At 48.5% G+C, this 20,667-nt stretch carries 14 protein-coding genes, 1 tRNA gene and 1 rRNA gene; 2 read left to right on the forward strand and 14 right to left on the reverse strand.

The features are described from left to right. Positions 1-55 precede the first annotated feature (55 nt). Together FN001_RS17710 and FN001_RS17715 are read right to left on the reverse strand one after the other, a co-directional pair. Positions 56-3,058 (reverse strand): efflux RND transporter permease subunit, encoded by a 3,003-nt coding sequence (locus FN001_RS17710; RefSeq protein WP_142412739.1) that lies wholly within the window; start codon positions 3,056-3,058, stop codon positions 56-58. A gap of 2 nt (positions 3,059-3,060) precedes the next feature. Further along, positions 3,061-4,401, reverse strand: coding sequence for an efflux RND transporter periplasmic adaptor subunit (locus FN001_RS17715; RefSeq protein ID WP_486463536.1), 1,341 nt, complete (start codon positions 4,399-4,401; stop codon positions 3,061-3,063). Positions 4,402-4,850: 449 nt separating this feature from the next. Between FN001_RS17715 and FN001_RS17720 the strand changes: the two genes are divergently transcribed. Both FN001_RS17720 and FN001_RS17725 read left to right on the forward strand, forming a co-directional pair. Continuing rightward, complete coding sequence (locus FN001_RS17720) at positions 4,851-5,537, forward strand: response regulator transcription factor (protein WP_142412740.1); 687 nt, start codon at positions 4,851-4,853, stop codon at positions 5,535-5,537. 249 nt (positions 5,538-5,786) lie between these two features. Then, positions 5,787-7,193: a sensor histidine kinase gene (locus FN001_RS17725; protein WP_185911983.1), complete on the forward strand. Its 1,407-nt coding sequence runs from the start codon at positions 5,787-5,789 to the stop codon at positions 7,191-7,193. A gap of 210 nt (positions 7,194-7,403) precedes the next feature. Here FN001_RS17725 and FN001_RS17730 read toward each other — a convergent pair whose 3' ends face one another. From FN001_RS17730 to FN001_RS17785, 12 genes are all read right to left on the reverse strand, one after another. Further along, positions 7,404-8,345 (reverse strand): ketopantoate reductase family protein, encoded by a 942-nt coding sequence (locus FN001_RS17730; protein WP_142412742.1) that lies wholly within the window; start codon positions 8,343-8,345, stop codon positions 7,404-7,406. A gap of 308 nt (positions 8,346-8,653) precedes the next feature. Further along, complete coding sequence (locus FN001_RS17735; RefSeq protein WP_142412743.1) at positions 8,654-9,847, reverse strand: M20 family metallopeptidase; 1,194 nt, start codon at positions 9,845-9,847, stop codon at positions 8,654-8,656. A gap of 277 nt (positions 9,848-10,124) precedes the next feature. Beyond that, positions 10,125-11,657 carry a sodium/proline symporter gene (locus tag FN001_RS17740; protein WP_142412744.1) on the reverse strand — a complete coding sequence of 511 codons (1,533 nt, stop codon included), beginning with the start codon at positions 11,655-11,657 and terminating at the stop codon, positions 10,125-10,127. Between the two features lie 284 nt (positions 11,658-11,941). Then, positions 11,942-12,547 (reverse strand): TetR/AcrR family transcriptional regulator, encoded by a 606-nt coding sequence (locus FN001_RS17745; protein ID WP_142412745.1) that lies wholly within the window; start codon positions 12,545-12,547, stop codon positions 11,942-11,944. A 28-nt stretch (positions 12,548-12,575) separates the two neighbouring features. Further along, complete coding sequence (locus FN001_RS17750) at positions 12,576-12,929, reverse strand: hypothetical protein (protein WP_013274291.1); 354 nt, start codon at positions 12,927-12,929, stop codon at positions 12,576-12,578. 117 nt (positions 12,930-13,046) lie between these two features. Beyond that, positions 13,047-13,448, reverse strand: a complete 402-nt coding sequence (locus FN001_RS17755; RefSeq protein WP_142412746.1) for a hypothetical protein — start codon at positions 13,446-13,448, stop codon at positions 13,047-13,049. 217 nt (positions 13,449-13,665) lie between these two features. Beyond that, positions 13,666-16,752, reverse strand: coding sequence for an MBG domain-containing protein (locus FN001_RS17760; RefSeq protein ID WP_142412747.1), 3,087 nt, complete (start codon positions 16,750-16,752; stop codon positions 13,666-13,668). Positions 16,753-17,097: 345 nt separating this feature from the next. Beyond that, positions 17,098-17,841 carry a LytTR family transcriptional regulator DNA-binding domain-containing protein gene (locus FN001_RS17765; protein WP_142412748.1) on the reverse strand — a complete coding sequence of 248 codons (744 nt, stop codon included), beginning with the start codon at positions 17,839-17,841 and terminating at the stop codon, positions 17,098-17,100. Positions 17,842-18,546: 705 nt separating this feature from the next. Continuing rightward, positions 18,547-19,500 (reverse strand): hypothetical protein, encoded by a 954-nt coding sequence (locus FN001_RS17770; RefSeq protein WP_142412749.1) that lies wholly within the window; start codon positions 19,498-19,500, stop codon positions 18,547-18,549. A gap of 2 nt (positions 19,501-19,502) precedes the next feature. Beyond that, positions 19,503-19,937, reverse strand: coding sequence for a Panacea domain-containing protein (locus FN001_RS17775; RefSeq protein WP_142412750.1), 435 nt, complete (start codon positions 19,935-19,937; stop codon positions 19,503-19,505). 362 nt (positions 19,938-20,299) lie between these two features. Continuing rightward, a tRNA-Gly gene (locus FN001_RS17780) sits at positions 20,300-20,371 on the reverse strand. 66 nt (positions 20,372-20,437) lie between these two features. Continuing rightward, positions 20,438-20,667 (reverse strand): 23S ribosomal RNA (locus tag FN001_RS17785); the annotation flags it as partial.

The raw sequence follows: 20,667 nt of genomic DNA on the forward strand, positions 1-20,667 counted from the left end.
CAATTTCAAAAGACTCTGTCAGCAAATTTCCCCTGAGCAGAACCCATCTGAACTTTTAGATATCCAGCACCTTCCTCTCCTTCTTGCCATTCATGATCGCATAGTAAACAGGAAGAATGAACAGCGCGACAAGAATACCAGCCGTCAGTCCGCCGATGTTTACGATCGCGAGACCTTTCGTCGTCGATGCGCTGCTTCCCGTGGAGAGCACCATCGGGATCATGGAGAGGATCGTCGTCGAGCTCGTCATTAAGATCGGGCGGAGACGCGTCGCACCCGCTTCGACAAGCGCTGTCTTAAGATCCATCGTCAATCTGTACTGGTTGACGGTATCCACATAGAGGATACCGTTGTTTACGACGGTACCGATGAGGATCAGGAATCCCAGGATGGAAGTCATACTGATCGTCGTTCCGGTGAGTTTTAAGAGTCCGAAGGAACCGACAAGGCTGAACGGGATCGTCGTCATGACCATGAAGGAGAACTTCGGTGACTCGAACTGCGCCGCCATGACCACGAATACCAGGAATACTGCGACTGCGATCGCCTGATACAGGGCGGAGAACTCTTCCGCCATCATCCGGTTCATGGAGTTTGTTCCGATCGTCACGCCGTTCGGAAGATTCGGCTGTACGACCTCGCTGTCGATCAGATTCTTGACATTCTGACCGGTATAATCGGCCGTGATCGTAACCTCGTAAGACTTATCCGTCTTGGAGATCGAGGACGGGTTATCCTTGAACACGACATCCGCCACGTCGGAGAGTGCGACACTTCCGCCGCTTCCCGTCGTGATCAGCATGTTCTTCACCTGCTCGACCGTCCGGTACATGCCGTCCGGATACTCAGCCTTGACGCTGACCTCATTTCCGTCGATCGTCAGGGTCGCGATCTCGGTGCCATCGAGCATCGTCTTTACCTGCTGTCCGATCGAAGCCGCCGTCAGTCCCTCCGCGGACGCTGCGACCTGATCAACATTGATCGATACGACCGGGGCCGTGTTCTCCACGTCGGAGTGGACATTCTTCACATCATCGCGGGCAACCATCTCATTTACGATCTTGTCTGCGGTATCTTTTACCGTATCGTAATCGGAACCGTTTAAAATGACCTCATATCCGCGGCTCCGTCCCATGAAGCTCATGGACGAGGACGCCTCGACTTCGATCGTACAGTTCTCAAGACCGGACATTTCGTCCTCCCACTGGGAAACGATCTCATCCGTGCTCATCTTCCGGTCGTCTTTTAAGTAAGCGCTGACCGTACCGCTGCTGCCGTTATAGCGGAGCATGTAGGAATCCACGTCCTCATGACTGCTCACGATCGATTCCACCTGATTTAAAATATCATCCGCCTTCTCATCGAGAAGTCCCGGTCTCGTCGTGATCGTCACGGAGATCGTTCCGTTGTCATCCGCCGTCATGAGCTCGCTCTGCATTCCGCTCGCGAGGAACAAGGTCAGGACGACAAGTCCGACAGATCCCAACATGACGATCGCCTTGTGCTTTAATACTGTAGGGAGCACATGTCTGTAAAGTGCCTGCAAAAGTTTCATCAGACCGGAAAGCGGCGCTTTTTCCCGCTCCTTCGGCTTATATAACATGTACGTCAGCGGAACGACCGTGACCGCGGAGAGCAGCGATGCACTCATACAGAATACGATCGTCCAGCCGAGCGGGGTAAACATCTGTCCGCTCATGCCGTTTAAAGTCGTCAGCGGGATAAATACGACGCAGGTCGTGAGAGTCGATCCGAGGACGGACATGGCAACGAGTCCGGAACCTTCCAGAGCCGCCTTCGCGTACTCCACAAAGCCTTTTTCGTCCATTTTGTCCATCGCACGGAAACAGCTCTCGAGGACAACGATCGAGTTATCGACCATCATGCCGACGCCGAGGACCAGGGCGCTCATCGTGATGACGTTTAAGGAGAATCCCACTCGCGTCATCAGGATCAGGGACACCAGGATGGAGGTCGGGATCGAGCTTCCGACGATCAGGGACGCCTTGATATCACCGAAGAACAGCCAGATGATGACCATCGAGATCACGACCGCAAGGCCCATCGTCTGCGCAACGTCCATGAGGGATGACTTGATGCTGTCTGCGCTGTCGCGGGCGATCTCGATGTGAAGCCCGGAATCTGCCGCTTCCAGGGATTCAACCGCCGATTTTACATCGGAAGAAAGTTTCATTGCGGAGCTGTCCTGCTTCTTGGATACGGAGAGGGAGATCGTCTCCTGTCCGTTGTAGCGGGACACGCCGCCCATCTGTTCTTCCGTCGTGTACACATCCGCGATATCTTCCAGATAGACGATCTTTCCGCTCTGGGTCGTGATCGGCACCTTCTTCAGGTCATCGAGCGTGTCTGCCTTTGCGGAAGTCGTTACGGAGAGGGAAAGATCACCGTACTGCGCGTCACCGGACGGGTAAGAGAGGTCCGCTGCCGCCATGGCACTCGTGATCTGGTTCACCGTCACCTTGTACTGCTTCATCTTTACCGGATCGAGCTCCACCTTCACGTACTCGGAAGAACCGCCCATGGATTCCACCTGAGCCACCGTGGAGAGCTGCTCGAACACCGGCGTGATGTTCTGGTCGACGTAATCGTAGAGATCTTCCTGCGTGTCGTGGGAGATGGAGAGCATGATGTCGTTTCCGCCGTTCATGTTCATCTCCATGACGCTCGTATTACAGTCATCCGGGAGTCCGCGGATGCTGTTTAAGGAACGTGTCAGTTCATTGTAGGCATCATCCATATCCTGATCATAATCATACTCCAGCATAATCATGGCATTTCCCTCGTTGGAGGTGGATGACATGCTCTTTACGCCCTCCAGCGTACTGACCTGATCCTCGATGGGCTTTGTCACAAGCTCATCCATGTCTTCCGGTGTCGCTCCCTGATAAGAAGCCCGGACGATCAGCATCGGCTGATCCGTATCCGGCATCTGCTCCAGTGTGGCACTGAATACGGAGGAGATACCGAACACAAGAATACAGAGCAGTGCTAAGATCGTTGTGACCGGACGTTTTAATACATATCTCGTAAGTCCCATGATCAGCCCTCCTGTGATGCACTGCTGCCGGCAGCGCTGTTATCTGCGGCTGGTGTCTCGCCACCTGCTCCGTCTGCCGGGACATCTGCGTTTAGCTCACCCGCCAGGGCTGCTCCGCCATTCCGCCCCGCTGCGTCCGGAGCTGCCTGACCATCTGGTGCGCCAGCTTCTCCTTCCGGGGCTGCCTGGCTGTCGCTGCTGCCGGAAAGCTGGATATCCGCACCCTCATACAGGTTGTTGCTCCAGGTGCTCACGACAAGATCATCTGCAGAAAGTCCGTCTGTGACCTCCACATAATCGTCATCGTTGATTCCGACCTCGATGGATGCTTTCTTTGCCTTTCCATCTTCATATAAGTAAACGTAGGCTTTTCCTCCGCTGTAATACACGGCATCCACCGGGATCGTCATGACGTTTTCGGCTTTTCCCGTCGTAACGGTGAGCTTCACGGTACTTCCTGTCGCTGCATTGTTGTCTGTATCGGCAAGCTGCGCTTCCACCTTAAACATTCCTGTGGAATCGTCCACCATGGTGTTGATCTCATCGATCACTGCGTTATATGCATTTCCGCTCTTTTCGACTGTCAGGGAATCGCCAACGGCAAGGTTCTCCAGCATTCTCTGGGTGACATAGAATGTCACCTTCTTCTCACCCTCGCCGGAGATCACGCAGAGTTCCCCGTTCATATTCGCCCGGTCGTAAACTTCTGCACTGCAGCTCTCCACCTTTCCGGAGATCGGAGCCGTCACACTGCTGTAACCGACCTGCTGATCATACGATGTCTTTGCGGAATTATACTGGAGCTGCGCGGCCTTCACCGCATTTGTATACTGCTCATATTCCTGATCCGAGAGGTCGCCGCCATCATAAAGGATCTGCATTCTCGCAAGGTCGCTCTGCGCTTTCTGGAGATTGACCGCCGCAGAATCCACGGAGTTCTTCGCCGTATCGACCTGCTCCGTGTCGATCGTAAAGAGCACCTGACCTTTCGTCACGGTATCGCCCGCCTTGACATTGACCGCCGTGATGTCCCCGGATGCCTTCGCATAGACATGGACCACATCATCCGGCTCCACGGTTCCGGTGAGCTCCGTTGTCAGGTAGATGTTTCCCGTCTCCGGCTCCTCAGCGCGGACCACGGTCGTCTGGGTCTGCTGTTCCATCTCGCCCATTCCGCCCGGTCCGCCTCCCGGACCGCCGCCCATGCCCTGTTTATCACCGCCGGATGAACCTTTCATGGCCGTCACGCCGGCCGCTGCCGCAACGACAACGACACCAGCCGCCGCGCACAGGATGATGTTCTTTTTCTTCATGATGATCTGATACTCCCTTCTATCTCTCACTTTCATACAGTTCCTGTAAACAAGTGAAAACACGCTTCGCGAGTTTCCCCTTGTTATCGCGACAGTTGCCAAGGTCTCGCGCAAGCGCGGACTTTGGCTCGTTGTTCGCGTAAATTCAAAATGACTCCCGCGGTCTGCTGCGTTTTCCAGTTATTTTTCATTCCGTCTCCAGGAATCATGTTCCATTATCGCGTTTTACTATAAAAGTCAATTGTGAACACTTTGTGAGAAAAATTTCAGGAATTTGTGAGGACTTTGTGAGGAAGCTTTTCCAGATCGGAATTTTATGATATATCTTATTTAGGAAAGCATATGCTCTGACGAACAGCCCGCGTTCACCCGCCGCGTGATCTATTTTCCCTTCACGAGGCAGAAATCATTGCTGAATAAGAAATGTCAGAACTGTTGCATTTGCAGATTTTTAATATTAAGAAAGAAGATTTACCGGCATGGCAAAACTTTTAATTGTGGACGATGATATCCGTCTGAGAAAACTCGTAAGAACCTACGGAGAAGTGGAACATTATGAGTGTGAGGAAGCCGCGGACGGACTTTCCGCACTCGAGAAATTACAGGATGCGGATTTTGACCTCGTCATCCTCGACGTCATGATGCCGGGACTCGACGGCTTTGAGACGCTGGAGCGGATCCGGAAAACGAGCGAGATCCCCGTCATCATGCTGACCGCCCGGAGCGAGGAATATGACAAGCTGACCGGCTTCGGCCTCGGCGTGGACGACTACGTCTCAAAACCGTTCAGCCCGAAGGAACTGATGGCGCGGGTCGGCGCCGTCTTAAAACGCAACCGGAAGACTCCCGTCCGCAATTCCTTTACATACGGAAAACTCGAGATCCGGCCGGATTCCCGCATCGCCTCCGTCTCCGGGAAAGAGCTCGTCCTGGCTCCAAAGGAATTTGACCTGCTCTTAGAGCTTGCAAAAAATCCCGGTACCGTCCTGCGGCGCGACAAGCTCCTCCAGGATGTCTGGGGCTACAGCTACTTCGGGGACGGCCGCACCGTCGATACCCATGTAAAATCCGTCCGCGACCGCCTTGGTCCGTACCGCGCCATGATCCAGACCGTGTGGGGAGTCGGGTATAAGTTTGATCCGGACGTGAAGATTGAAAATCTGTAGCGGATCACGATTTTTTGAATCCTCTGTGCATTATGGATCCCGTTTTAACGGAAAAATGCGCAGACGGAATGACACGCACCGCACAATACACGAAACTCAATATCAGAGGCATAGAAAAGCAGCTGCCGGATTATATTATCAATAAACATGAAAAATATATCAAATCAGAATAATCAAGCAAAATCGTCATTTCACAGAGCACACACAAAAAAAACCCCCGGCCTGGTCTTCCAGCTCTGGGGCATGATGATGGGGCTCGTTGCGCTCACCGCCGTCTTTATGTGGCTCGTCCAGGTCTTCCTGTTTGAGCACACCTACGCGGAGGCGGCGCTCTCGACCTCCCTGAAACAGATGCAGCCGATCATGAACGATCTGACTGACCGCGATCTCGCGGAGGATGACAAGCTCCTTCCGTTCCTCAGCCGCCTGATCGACGGAACGATCTTTCTCGCCGACGATGCGGGGGAACTCAATGAAATTTTCAGCTACGGCCATCTTCTCTTTGACGTGGAACAGGAGCCGGAGTACCATGTCTGGGAGTTTATCCGGGATACGGACGAATTTGCCAACGTCAGAAACCGTCTTTCCTACCAGAAAGTCTTAAACGGCGACCACGGAACGATTTCCATCCACATCGGCGTTCCGATTACCTACGCAGGGGAGGACGCCTATCTCCTGATCGAAAACACGATCCGGACTGACACCGTTTTTAACTACAACCGCTACCAGCTCATTCTCCTGACCATCCTCTTAACGATCGCCGCAGCCGTCCTCGCGGCCGTCTGCTCCCGGTATTTCACAAAGCCGATCTTCGCGATCAAGCACACGGTCGATCAGCTCGCCGCGAACGACTTTTCCGCCCGCGCCGATGTAAAACGTCATGATGAGCTCGGCGAACTCGCGGAATCGGTCGGACTTCTCGGCCAGGCACTCGCGAGAGTCGATGTCCTCAGGAAAGAAGTCATCGCGAATGTCTCCCATGAACTCCGCTCCCCGCTCTCCGTGATCTCCGGATATGCGGAGCTCGTCCGCGACATCCACTGGAAAGACGAGGACGCCAGAAATGAAGATCTCGACCTCATCATCGAGGAATCCAACCGGATGAGCGAGATGGTCAATGACATTCTCGACTACTCCCAGCTCCAGTCCGGCTATATCCGGCTTCATCCGGAATTCTTTGACCTTGCGGGACTCGCGGAATCCGAGACTTCTCACTGCGCCGCAGCCGCCGAAACCTACGGGATCCGGATCCATTTTGAGTCAGATCCTGAGTCTGTATTCATCACGGCAGATCCGCTAAAACTGAGTCAGGTTCTCCGGAATCTCCTCTACAACGCGATCAACCACACCCCGGAGGGCGAACTCATCACCGTCGCCCTGAAACAGACCGGAAAAACGGTCCGTCTCTCCGTCAAAAACCCCGGAACCCCGATCTCCAAAGAGGACCAGGAGATCATCTGGGAGCGCTACCAGCGAAGCCAGCACCAGAGCGGCCGCCGCATGGGAACCGGTATCGGTCTCTCGATCGTCAGCACGATTCTCGACGCCCACGGCATGAAGTACGGGGTATCGTCCGATGACACGGAAACCGTGTTCTGGTTTGATGTCACCGTTTCTGCCCCGCCCGATCCTTCTTTGCAGGCAGACAAAACCTGATTATATCACTACAGTCGCAAGGTCTCGCGCAAGAGCGGACTTTAGCTCGTTGTTCGCGTAAATCAAAAGTGCAGCTGACTCTCTTTGATGACCCTGAGCTATAATCAGAGCTATCAAAAATAAGTCAGCTGCACTTTTCTAACTTGCACAGAATGGCTGCTAATAAGTTTCCTTCTGTCTGTATTTTCCCATAAATATTTCTGCCAGATTTTATATTGTAGTTTTTAATTTTTCCGCTATCTTTTTATATTCCGGTGTCGGAACATGGTACTCCTCTCCCATTCGGACGACCTCGTAGACGAGTCCGTCGATCTCCGACTGTTTTCCGTCCATGACATCCCTCTGCATGGAGGTCGTGGACTCCGGAGCCAGGTGGGACAGGATCTCCAGGTTCACCTTCACATAATCTTTCTCAAACGGGACGCCCATCGCGTCCGCCAGCGCCATGATCTCGCGGATCATCGCCTTGAATGTCTCGCGCTCCTCGCCCTCTCTCTGGAAATCGGCCGCCGCCGCATGATAATAGAGACCTGCTGCCCCGATCGGAGAGACGTAGGAGAATTTCTCCAGCGCATCCCGGCGGATGTTTTCAGAGAGTTCGCCGGAGATCCCGCTGTCGGAAAAGTCCTTCGCGATCTCCTTTAATTCTTCCCGGAACTCGCTCTTCTCCCGCACGCCGAATACGACCCGCAGGATCTTTCCATGCTGGACAAGGCCCCCCGGACCTTCGATATTCGCAGAGACATAGATGCATCCGTCCGTCACGAGAAGCTCCGGAAGCTTCTTCTGCAGGCGGCTTCCTGTCCCGTAGATGTTGAGGATCGGGATCACAATTGTGCTCTTTTTTGCAATTTTCTGAATAAACGGAACTGTATTGTCAAGAGAGTATCCCTTCACGCACACGAGGATCACGTCCGGCTTCGCAGCTTCCCCGGCGGAGGCGATCATGCTCTCATAAGTCTCCATGTTCTCCGCTTTGACCTGGACTGTCTCCGTCGTTCCATCCCAGAGATGGCGGACAGTAAGTCCTTGCTCCTTCATCGCGGCAAGGTGGGCGTTTCTCGCGATCAGTGTCACGTCTTTTCCCGCCTTTGTCATATAAAATCCAAGAATTCCTCCGGTACCGCCGGCACCGATGATGACGTATTTCATGACGATGTTCTCCTCTTCTGTTTCTTTTTCGTTTGCGTTGTGCAGATGACTACTTCGCCAGGCAATCTGCAGGCATTTTGTTTCTGCAATATACCTGCTTTCCTTTTCTTGTAATTTTATCAGTATTTTTCACTCCGGATTCCATGTAATTCTGCTGCATGATTGATGTAAACAAGTGCGCGCATCTGCGGAATCTGCAAAAATGCGCGCACAACTCTAAAATCTCAATTTTCCATATTTTGGAGGAAATCAGCACATAAGAATAGACTGTCTTTTTATCCCCCGTTTTTCACATTCTCTGACCGATATCAGTCTGCCTGATGCTCAACCTCGTACTTATGCTCTTCCTTGATCTTCTTCAAGGTCTCCGGCTCGCGGATCATATCGAGGGCTGTGAAAGCAAGAACCTTTGCACCGAGAAGGATCGAATCGAGTCCTTTCTGTGAGCATGCCGCCGCAACCATCTCCTTGCTGTGGCCCTTGATCGGCTCGTCGCTGATATTGATGGTCGGCTGGATCGCCGGAACGACCTGGGAAACATTTCCGATGTCGGTGGAACCCATGAGGCGCTCCCCTGCCGGTTCCGCAGTCTCCCCGAACAGACTCAAATTCTTCGCATACACTGCATCGAAGGACGGAGTCGGAACCATGTTCTCAACCCAGTTCTGGTACGGCTTCATGCTGCCCTTTGCGCCCATTGCCATCGCGGAAGCTTCCACGATCCGCTCAACCTTCGCGTAGACGTCCTTCAGAGTGTCTGCTGCTGCCGCTCTCAGGTAGAACTTCGCCGCCGCATAATCCGGAACTGTGTTCGGCGCCTGACCGCCGTTTACAATGATCCCATGGATCCGCACATCATCACTCAGGTGCTGGCGAAGCGCATTGATGGAGTTGTATGTCTGGATCAGGGCATCCAGGGCATTGATCCCTTTTTCCGGTGCTGCTGCCGCGTGGGACGCTTTCCCCCAGAACTCGATATCGATCGGCACGCAGCCGAGTGTCTTCTCTGTCAGATGATGGCCGACGCCCGGATGTGCGGAAAGAGCCGCATCGACGTCCTTAAAATATCCCTCACGGACGAAGCTTCCCTTCGCGCTTCCGTTCTCTCCGCCTTCCTCACCAGGTGTTCCGTAGAGACGGACCTCACCGCCGACCTCATCGATCACGCTTTTTAACGCAGCCGCCGCAAGAGAGGATGTCGCACCGAACAGGTTGTGTCCGCATCCATGTCCAAGTCCCACAAGAGCGTCATACTCTGCGAGGAACACCATGACCGGGCCCGGCTTTCCGGACTTATAGCTCGCCGCAAATCCCGTTCTGTGACCGGCCGCCGGCATCTCCACCTCGAACCCGACACTCTTAATCTGATCCGCAAGGCGTTTGGAAGCGAAGAACTCATAATTGCTGACCTCCGGCTTCTCATGGATCTCCAGCGCGATCTGCTGGTATGTTTTTCCGTTTGCTTCTACATAATCCACAATTTTCTGCTGTAATTCATCCATTGTCCACATTCTCCTTTTCATTTATCTTCTGCGGTGTATAGGACGGATCATAGCCGTTCCGTCGCATAAATAAATCTGACGCTCTGTTCAGCTTCAGCAGTCACCACAATATTTTTTTAAGTTCTGGCAAAAACCCACTTGTCAGGTCTCTTAATGTGCATTATAGTTCTTTTTTTCTTTCTTTTCAATACACTCCGCACTAAAAAAAGCGCACCAGCCTCATCACGCAAGTAATGAGAACATAGTGCGCATTTTTTCTGCTCAGTCGCTAAGAAGCTTACTTTCCTTCTCTCACCGCATCAAATTCATCCTGAATCTCCTTCGACGGCTCACCGGTCGCAAGACTGACCGCGATCAGAACGACCATTGCAACGATAAACGCCGGAAGAAGCTCATACACATTCCATGCACCGCCTAACGGACGAACGCAGTATTTCCATACAAATACCATGACTCCGCCTGCGATCATACCGGCAAGCGCACCGTTCCTGTTGGAACGTTTCCAGAATAATGCCGCAAGAACGACAGGTCCAAACACTGCACCGAATCCAGCCCAAGCGAAGGACACGATTCCAAATACGGAGCTGTCAGGATTTCCCGCTAAAAATACTGCGATCACTGCGATAAAGAGAACCGTCGCCCGGGCAACATGGATCGTTCTCTTCTCCGTAAGGTTTACGCCAAACATCCCCTTTAACAGGTTCTCAGAAACAGCGGAGGATGCCGCAAGAAGCTGGGAATCTGCAGTGGACATCGTGCAGGCTAAAATTCCGGCGAGTGTGATACCTGCTCCGATGATCGCGAGGAATCCATGCTGGCTTAAAAGTGTTGCAACCTGGATGATGATCGTCTCCGAAGCGGATCCCTTTAACTCTGCCATCACGCCATTCTTTGAGAGGCTGTAACCGACAACGCCGATAAAGATTGCAACTGCCATAGAGATTACGACCCATACCGTCGCGATCCGTCTGGACATCGCAATATTGTCCTCATGTTCTGTCGCCATAAAGCGAAGAAGTACATGGGGCACGCCGAAATATCCGAGTCCCCAGGCAAGTGTGGAAATTGTTGTAATTGTTCCATAATTAGATGCAGTTCCTGATGCACTGTCATATGTCGCTATCAGGGATAAAAATCCCGGAAGTTCTCTCGCATTTGCAAGGACAGTGCTGACACCGCCGCTCATGGATACGCCGAAACATACCACAAGGACAAGCGCGATCGTCATAACAATACTCTGGATCAGATCCGTAAAGCTCGCCGCCATGAATCCGCCGAGTGCTGTATAACCGACAATGACAACTGCACTGATCAGCATAGCCGCCGTATACGGAATTCCGAATAATGTGGAGAACAGTTTTCCACATGCCGCGAATCCGGACGCTGTATACGGGACAAAAAAGATAATAATAAAAATTGCAGAAATTCCCAATAAAAGCTTTGAATCATCACGATACCGGTTTGCAAAGAAATCCGGCAATGTGATTGAATTCGTCTTTGCACTGTATCTCCTGATTCGTTTTGCCACAATCAGCCAGTTTAAATAGGTACCGATGGCAAGTCCGATCGCAGTCCAGGATGCGTCACAGATACCGCTGAGGTACGCCACTCCCGGCAGTCCCATCAGCAGCCAGCTGCTCATATCCGATGCCTCCGCACTCATTGCAGTCACAAACGGTCCTAATTTTCTTCCGCCAAGGTAGAAATCGCTGGAGTCATTGTTCCCTTTAGAATAGATGAAACCAATTGCCAGCATCATCACCAGATAGGCAATGATCACAAGAAAAACACCGATGATTGCTCCATTCATTTTTCATACTTCCTCTCATTTAGTGTAATAAAGCATTAATGTAGTTAAGTATATCAAAAAATTAACAGAATGCAAGCATTTTTCCATATTTTGCAGGAGCTTACTTTAAACGGCAGGCTGCAGCCCGCATCGGTACGCATCATTGACGCATCAGTACCGTTGAGAACTCATTCTCCATTGGAACGTTCCTGCTCAAGAAGAGCTATTTTCATCTCCAGCCACCGCCATAGCCAGAGGTACAAGCTGTACTTGCTATTATCTCATGACTGACAAACTGGAAGTTGTCAAACAGCGTTCGTTGTTTCGCTTTGCGGCATTTTTACACACTGCTGAATCACACCTGTAACATATGTAATAGAATCGGCGCAGTCATTCTTGAGCCATTCTGAGATAATTGCCATCAATCCCCGCATATAAAAGGCCATGATATAGGGTCGATCTTGCTGTAGTACACCGTAGCGGTCGAGAATCGGCGTAAACACATGACGGAACATCCTATCATAGCTTTTATCCATCCCCAACACCGCCGCATTTTCTGTTGCTGTGCGGAACAGTCTCTTGTTGTTCTTAATGTAGCTGAGGTAAGGTGTTAAATAATCCGGCGTAATTAGATATATTTCATCCCTCGGGCAATTCTGCAACTTTGCAGAAAAGGCATCTGAATCTTTCTCCATGCAAGCAAGAAATTGCTCATTCATATGACCGACACTCTCCGAGAGCAGGTCTGACATCGTTTCATAGTGCAGATAGAAGGTGGAACGATTGACCCCTGCTACTTCACAGATTTCTTTGATTGTAATATACTCAAAATCTTTTTTTGCCAGAAGTGTCAGAAAGGCTTCGTCCATTCTGGCTGCGGTAGCAAAATATCTGCTTTCCGATCTATTCAATCGTTCTCACCTTCTTTCGTGTTGTTGTTTACATCTCGCTGATTTCTTTTGCCAGTTCCATGATTTCAAAAGCGTATTTCTGCTTGCCCTGCGCCAGCAATTTTTTGTAGATGGGGTAATTAACGCCCATGCCCAGTAGCCCGATAATTCCGACAATCACGCCGAGGACAAACATAGTGGTGCTACCGCTGCCGATGACCTTCATTGAAAGGCACATTCCAACACCGGCTACCAGCGCAGTGATAATGCCGAAGGTATAGGTAAAAACGGTTGCGGGAAGCTTGGCTTTTGCATCCAGCTTGCGAAGAGCGATCACCTTGGAGGTGTCCTTGAGTGCATATTCGTTTGCGAGTTGTTCTGCATAGATTTTATCTGTATTCATGGCTTGTTGCCTCCTTCATTTGATGGTTTTATTCTACCAGCAAAGAACGGGCAACGGAACAACACTGATGGCAGTTTATGTTGAGTTCAAGAATTGTGCAAATGCCGATTTGCACTGTTACTTCCTCTTTTTAGTTCCCAGTGCTCCAAGTATAAGCGCCATAACCCCCAGTATATGACATACCATCATTTGTACACAGATATCCATCCAGTCGTTATCCAGACACATCGCCGCTCCGAGAATTGAAACTCCCTCGAACAGTAAATTTGCAGCCAGAAGACAACCTCCGACTATCTGCAGCACGGCAGAAAATGGCTTTTTCAACATCATAGAAGAAATGAATATGCAGACCATCGGAGCCAGCGAAATCGCAAGGCTGATGGAGATCCATGGGATGCACCAGCCGTTTGTAAACCATCCACTCCGAACTCGTCCGATATAGTACATCATCTTGAACATGAAGATGGCAACAAACATTATCGCTGAAGTCACTCTCCCCAGTATTCGTAATGATTTCATAATCATCCCCCTTTACTTAAGTCAATGCCACGGATATCCGATCATTTTAGCCTGCTATATTAGTTTAATAAAGCATTAATGTGGTTTAGTATATCAGAAAATGGCCGGATTGCAAGTGTTTTCCAGGGATTTGTGTCCGAAAAAAGGTCGGCACATTTCCCGTGCCGACCTTTTTCTGTCTTTGTTCAATTTTCATAGGATCCTGATTTCGGTATCATTACCGCTTCTCATCCCAGCTTCCGTCCTCCCGGACAAACCAGCCGTCCGGTGTCATACGGTTCGCGAACATGATTCCCTTTGTTCCATCGGAAACCGGATTAAAATAATACCACTTTCCGTCGATTTGGACCCAACCGGTCTTCATTCCGGTGTTAGCATCCACGTAGAACCAGTTTCTGTAAACCGGATCAACGATCCATCCGGTACCCAGATAGCCATTCGAATCAAATGACCACCAGTTTCCATCGATCTGAACCCACTCATAACTCTGAGCTGCCGAAGAATTGCCGGATCCGGAATTTACTGCTCCCGCTGCCTTCGGATAACTTCCGTCTGCGTAACGGAACCACCAGCCTGCGTTTGTCTGTATCCAGTGACTGTAGCCATCATTCAGGCTTCCGTTGTCATTCTTTAACATCTCTTCGGTAAGTGTCTTTCCGGAAACAATACCGGAATTTTCATTCACATAGCCTTTTTTCGCATCCTTCGCGGTCGCTTCCTGTCCCGGATTGTTGGTTCCGGATTTCGGCATCTTGCTGTTCGCCGGTTTGGAAGTTTCCTCATAGTCGTCATTGTCGCTCTCCGGATAGCGTGCTGTCAGAACGCCATTCTTCCAGGTGATCGCATAGTTCTTTGCAGAAAGTCCGGACGGAACGATCTCGTAAGTATACTCACGGCTTTCCACTGTATAATCACATGTCACAACCAGCGTTCCGGTAAGAACCGCTTCCGTCTCGCCGTTTACAAATCCATCATAAACAACTGTATATTCCGGTGCTTTTGCTCCGAATACAACGTTCTTATCCTCTGCAGTGATCACAAGCGGAGCCTGTGTGATCGCAAAGTCGTAGGAAACACTTCCCTCTGCGTAATTCTTTCCTTCCGAAACACTGTAAACCACACGGTACTCTCCCACATCGACTGGATCAGACGTTAAGACCTCATTCGTCTCCCGGTTCGTGATCACACGGCTCACCGTACCGTCCCCGTCCGTTGCCGGAGTCAGATCCACAGCTTTTCCGTCATAGACACGAGTTGTGTACAGATTTGCGGAATCGGTGAAGACCGGGGTTCTCTTTTCAACCGTCATCGTTCCGGATTCTGTTGTTACCTCATAGTTTTTGAGGCCTGTAACCTCCGGATTGATCGGATATGAACCGACTGCTGTTCCCTTCTGATAAGAACAATCAAAGCGAACGGTTCCTCCGGCACTTTCCAGGTTCTCGCCGTTTACAAAACCATCATAATCTGCCGTATGTTCCGGAATCTCATCCAGATACGAAAGTTTCTGATCTGCCGCCGTAATTTTTAATGGAGCCGGTGTAATATCAAAATCATAAGCTACACTTCCGGCACTGTAATTCGTTCCGGCATCAAAACTGTAAACAACATGGTATTTCCCGACATCAACCGGATCAGACGTTAAGACTTCGTTCGTCTCTCTGTTCGTGATCACACTGCTCATCTCGCCATCGCCGTCTGTTGTCGGAGCCAGATCTACTGCCTTTCCGTCATAAATACGAGTCGTGTAGAGATTTGCAGAATCTGTAAGTACCGGTGTTCTCGGCTGAACACTGAGTGTTCCCTTATTGGCAGTCACCTCGTAGTTTGCAAGACCGGTAACCTCCGGCTGAATCTCATAATCGCCAACCGGACTTCCGTTCTCATACTTACAAAGGAAGCTGATCGTTCCGCCAACACCTGCTAACGTTTCTTCACCGACAAATCCGTCATAAACTGCCGTAAACTCCGGTGCATCCTCTTTATAAGTTACTTGCTTATTCTCAGCTGTCACCATCAGAGGTTTCCGCAGGATCGTAAAGGTCTTGCTTACGGTTCCCTGATAGTTACCATCATCGATTGCTTTCACAGTAACCGTCGGTGCTGCATTGCTGCTGGCCTCTGCAGCTACTGTGTTGTTTGCATATTCCAGCGTGTACTCGGATGAATTTACCGGAATATGATCCAGAGTTACCTGTACCTGAGTCGTATCTCCATTACCCGGCTCCTGAGCTTCTCCGCTGTAAGTGTAAGTACCGTTGATCTCAACCTTTGCGTTTGTAAGATCCGCCTTTCTGACCTCGATTTCCTTCGTACAGCTGCCTGTGTAATTTCCCTTTCCCGTAAAGCTAAAGATATATGCCTTTGCAGTCTGAATCGGCTCTGACGGAGGTGTGATCTCGTAATCGGTTCCCTGTGTCAAAGTCACGTTTCTATCCGTGTCTGTCACCACAATGTTTCCATCTTTAACCTGATGTACTTTCGTATCATAGGTAAAGGATTCCGGTGTCATCGATATCGATACCGTCGGCTTTCCCTGTGTATCTGAGAGTGCTTTCGGCAGAACGGTAACTCCTTTCTCTACCGTCTTTGCCCCCTCTACAAAAGTACTTTCCTGCTTCGCCGTTATGATCACATTGTAAGTTCCTGCTTCTGTAGGCGCTGTGACTGCCTCTTCTGTTACTGTATTTCCCGATACGTCCTGAACTCTCTGATACTTAACGGTATAATTTTCTCCTGATACGATATCTTCCGAAGTTTCCGATCCTTTTACAGTCATACCCGGATCAAGAGCAGAACCGGTGTAAACCAGTGAAGACTTTTTAAATCCAACATAGGCATCAACGAGGTTCATTTTCTGGATCTGAACATCAAAAGTACCTGTCAGATCTTCATAGTTTGTGGATGTGACCTTGTAATCCACTTTATGAGTGCCGATTTCTTTAAATAAAGGAACCTCCGTGCTGTAAGTGCTATCTTCTGCACCATTCACCTTATAAAGAATCTCTAAACCATCGATCAGATTCGCTGTCGTTCCATCATTCTCCGCGTTTGTGCTTCTCTCCGCAGGAATACCCTTACCGGAATCTCCTGCGATTCCCTTGATGTCGTATACAACCTCAGGTCGCAGAGATGTTCCCGTGTAGAGGAGAGGCGCTTTTGCTTTGACTTCCGAATTGGAATTCAGCGTTGCTTTGGTGATCTCGCCAGAAAGAGTCAATTTATCTGTTATCAACTCATAATGATCTATCGCAGACTGTTCTGTGCTTGATATTTTGATACCAGACAAATTAACATTATTCATTCCAACATTCTTTGATGAATAAACAGCTACTCCACCGTTTTCTCGATTAAACTCCAGAATTTTACTACGCGTTTTCCCTGCTTTGCTCTTAGCATCATATAATGGAGAGCTATTCGCTAATATCTGTTCTGAAACATCTGTCGTTCCATCATACACTTTTTTGATCACCGTATTTTCATCTGCAACTGGATGAATTTTTGCTTTACTAATTGTAAAGATAATATCCTTTGTTCCGGTAAAATTACTAGCTTTTTTCTTAGTGCCAGAAACTGTATACTCGGGTTCCGCTTTCAAAGTCAGATTATAGTTCCCAATTTCATAATAACATGTGTGACTAAATAGTTGCTATCTGCTGCTCACGAATTTGATCTCCGAAATATTGAACAGGATGCACCCGCAATGCCCCGGAAAAGTCGGAAAGCATGTGACCTTCAGATTCGCATCAATTTCCGGGCTGTAGTCGATGAGCTCCAGTTTCTCCCCGTAAAGGACGGCCCGCTCATAGCTTCGAAGCCATTTGGAATCCATATTGCTGAAAAGACTTCCGAATGAATTTCCGATCAGCCGGTCTAACGGCAGTTTTTCCAGCCTCGCAAGTTCCGGATTTCCATAGCGGAAGATCCAGTCAACTGCTCGTTTCTCCTCATCAAATACCATCTCGATATCCGTAAATGCGAATGGAAGCTGATCGAAACTGCGGTAATAGTCATGGTACTCATCGTCCGTCATCGGAACCCCATGATTCTGAAATTCCCGGATCATGCCCATCTGGGTGTTCCGGAGCGTTTGCATGATCTCCCCTTTCTTGCGGGCCGTATACCCCAGGGATTCCCCATTGCTGAGATTGATGGTATCCGTGACATTGTGAATTGCCATGACAGCCACAAGGCAGCCGCGATGCACCCGCAAAAATCCGTCCCCGATCTTCTCCTCGATCTCCCCAAGCGTCATCGTCGTCCGATACACCTGGTCTCCCAGCACATGGATATTTGCGTATTTTCCATTCATCAAAACATATAAGATCGTACTCACTCTTAAAGCGATCGTTTTCCTCTCCGAGACGATCGTTATGTATCTTTCTTCTGACATGAAGCAGTTCCTCCGTAAGATTTTATCTCAGTCGAGAAGACTCCCACCTCTTCAGGTGGTGAGTAATAACAAATTTGTCTCAGTGGGAGTTAAGTCTCAGACTGAGCTAAACGCTCCGCAAGGATGCGCAGTGATTCTGATAAGAATATGTCACTTCGCTGACCAGAATCACGCGCCAAGTCTCACGAGCGTTCGACTTGAAATTTTGTCTAAGCTTGTTTCTGGAATTATAAATGAATTTCACTACGGAATCAATCCTTCCTGCACAAGATATCATTTTTCTGCACAAGATGTCGAAATTTGGATTTTGGAGATTCAAGAGCATAGATTTTCCATATTTTATAGAAAGTGCATGTTATTAAAAGCAAAAGCCGGACTTAGTTTAAACGAATTGGCTGCCTTGTCCTCAAAGGCATTGGAACAGTTTTCTATGAAACGATATAATGCTGAAATGCAACATGATGGGATTACGAACATTCTGAGTTTCGGAATTGCGTTTTCCGGAAAGAAGACGTGTATAAAGACGGAACAAAATGGATTCCACTAATCTGGTAACTTCGGTTAATGCGATAATTTCGCCCAAGAAAAAACAGCCAGTAATTTCCTTTTTGGGAAATCAATGGCTGATTTTCATGTTTATTCGTTTTTATTCAACCACGCGCCCGTTGAAATTTTGTAGATCATCGAACATAGCTAGCTATATTTTTATTCTTTCATTTTTGACATTTTATATATTGTCAATGCACTGAAACCAACAATAAAAATTATCACCACAGTCCCAATAGCAAAATATAGCGCTGATCTATTCTGTAACCAGTTATAAATCTCTGTTGTAATATTTTCACTTTTCGCATAATAAGCCCAACACGAAAACATCAATACTGCAATCAAGACAAGATTGCACCACCATATCAGTGGATACTTTTGAACCAGGTTTGCATTCACATCCGATGTCGATTTTATATTAAGCCCAGTCATTTTGGCAATAAAAAACATGAATACAAAGACTAAGTTCATAATACAAAAGCTCCAGATAGTGCCGACTATCATTAATTTTGTAACCGGAATATCTTTAGCCCCTGCAAAAATATTATCTAACGAACTAATTCCTCCAAACAATATAAACGAAAGTGCCGTAAAAATAGAAACAAGTGAAATTAGCTGTCCATTCATTTCTTTAGATAATCGACCTTCGGCACTCTGCATTTTTTCATCCACAACTTTTGTGTAATCAGCATCTTGTAGTTTGAATAAAGCCATTTGCCTCTTTGCAAGATTCATATGATCCCACAGTTTCAATGCCGTGCGCTTCGTCCGTTCATATGGATTTCGCTGATTTTTATATTCTGGCTTCCAGACATGTTCCGACAGGAATTGATCGCTATACATATAATTAATAACATGATCCAGATTTGTCTGCATGATGCCAAATGTTTCTTCGTTATCCAGCGAAAATATGTAATTTGTTATATTGGTATATAATAACCTGTCCTCTTGTTGAATGTAATCATGCAGCATATCAAAAAATAGCTTAGCATCGAAATCTTTAGAATCTTTCGTCAAACGATCACACAAATCATCTACTTCATTTTCCATCTTTCGAATATAATCAGATGTGGAATTCGATTTTGTGTTTGTGCTTTTATTCCATTCTATCATATTTAACCTTTTTCGAAATACTGTTTAATAGCCTTTTTTTCAATCACATTATTGCAATGTCTTTCATACGCATTAAGCCATGGATCCTGATTATGCGTAATTTCTACTAACGTTGAAGCTGAGTAAACTCCACACTGATCAACCATATCATTAATCATGGTCTTATCTTTTTTTAAAATTGCTTCATCTGCATTCATGCATACAGACTTCGGAATATCAGCACTTCCAAATATTTTAAACTCATGATACACTTCCGGTACGACCGGACCAAAGTCCCAGGCCTCTATCTCTTCCGCAAAGCAGGGAATTCCAACACTTACAAGAAATTCTGCCTGCACAAAATACAAAATTTTCTGCAGCTTCAGATTGCTAATGGAAAACCCCTTCTTTTTGCAGTACCATATAATATATCTTGCAACATCTAATACGTTATACATAACGATATTCCTCCTATCAAAAAAAGGAAAAGCCTGAATATATAAAGGTTACACCCAGACTATTCTTTTATCAATAGCTTTCTACACATAAGTATATGCTATTATTTCTAATCCTACAATTGACATTTTATACAGAATCCATGTAGAACATTTGTTTGTTTTCTTCAAATAGATCTTTACCCCATATTAAAAAGTTAGCTAAATTCACAAGCCGGCTTTTCCTATCTTTGAGCGAACGAAATGTTAGCCCATCGACGATCAGAGCGGAACCAAGACTTCGAACCATTCGAGCCCGGCAGGGCTCGAACATAGAAAAAAGAGCCATCCATCGGATGACTCTTTTTTCTATCTCTTTCTTTGAGAGCACGAGACGGGATTCGAACCCGCGACCCTCGCCTTGGCAAGGCGATACTCCACCACTGAGCCACTCGTGCATAGGTAACATACCTTCAAAACCACATATTGAACTTCATCAACCTTCGAATCTTCACTTGACCTTCCTGGATAAGCCCTCGACCGATTAGTAACAGTCAGCTCCACACATTACTGCGCTTCCACCTCTGCCCTATCTACCTCGTCGTCTTCAAGGGGTCTTACTTCTTTCGAATGGGATATCTCATCTTGAGGGGGGCTTCACGCTTAGATGCCTTCAGCGTTTATCCCTGCCAGACTTGGCTACCCGGCCATGAGCTTAGCAGCTCAACCGGTACACCAGCGGTCCGTCCATCCC

Origin of the sequence: Clostridium sp. Marseille-P7770, from assembly GCF_902143525.1 — a bacterium.
GTDB lineage: Bacteria > Bacillota > Clostridia > Lachnospirales > Lachnospiraceae > Pilosibacter.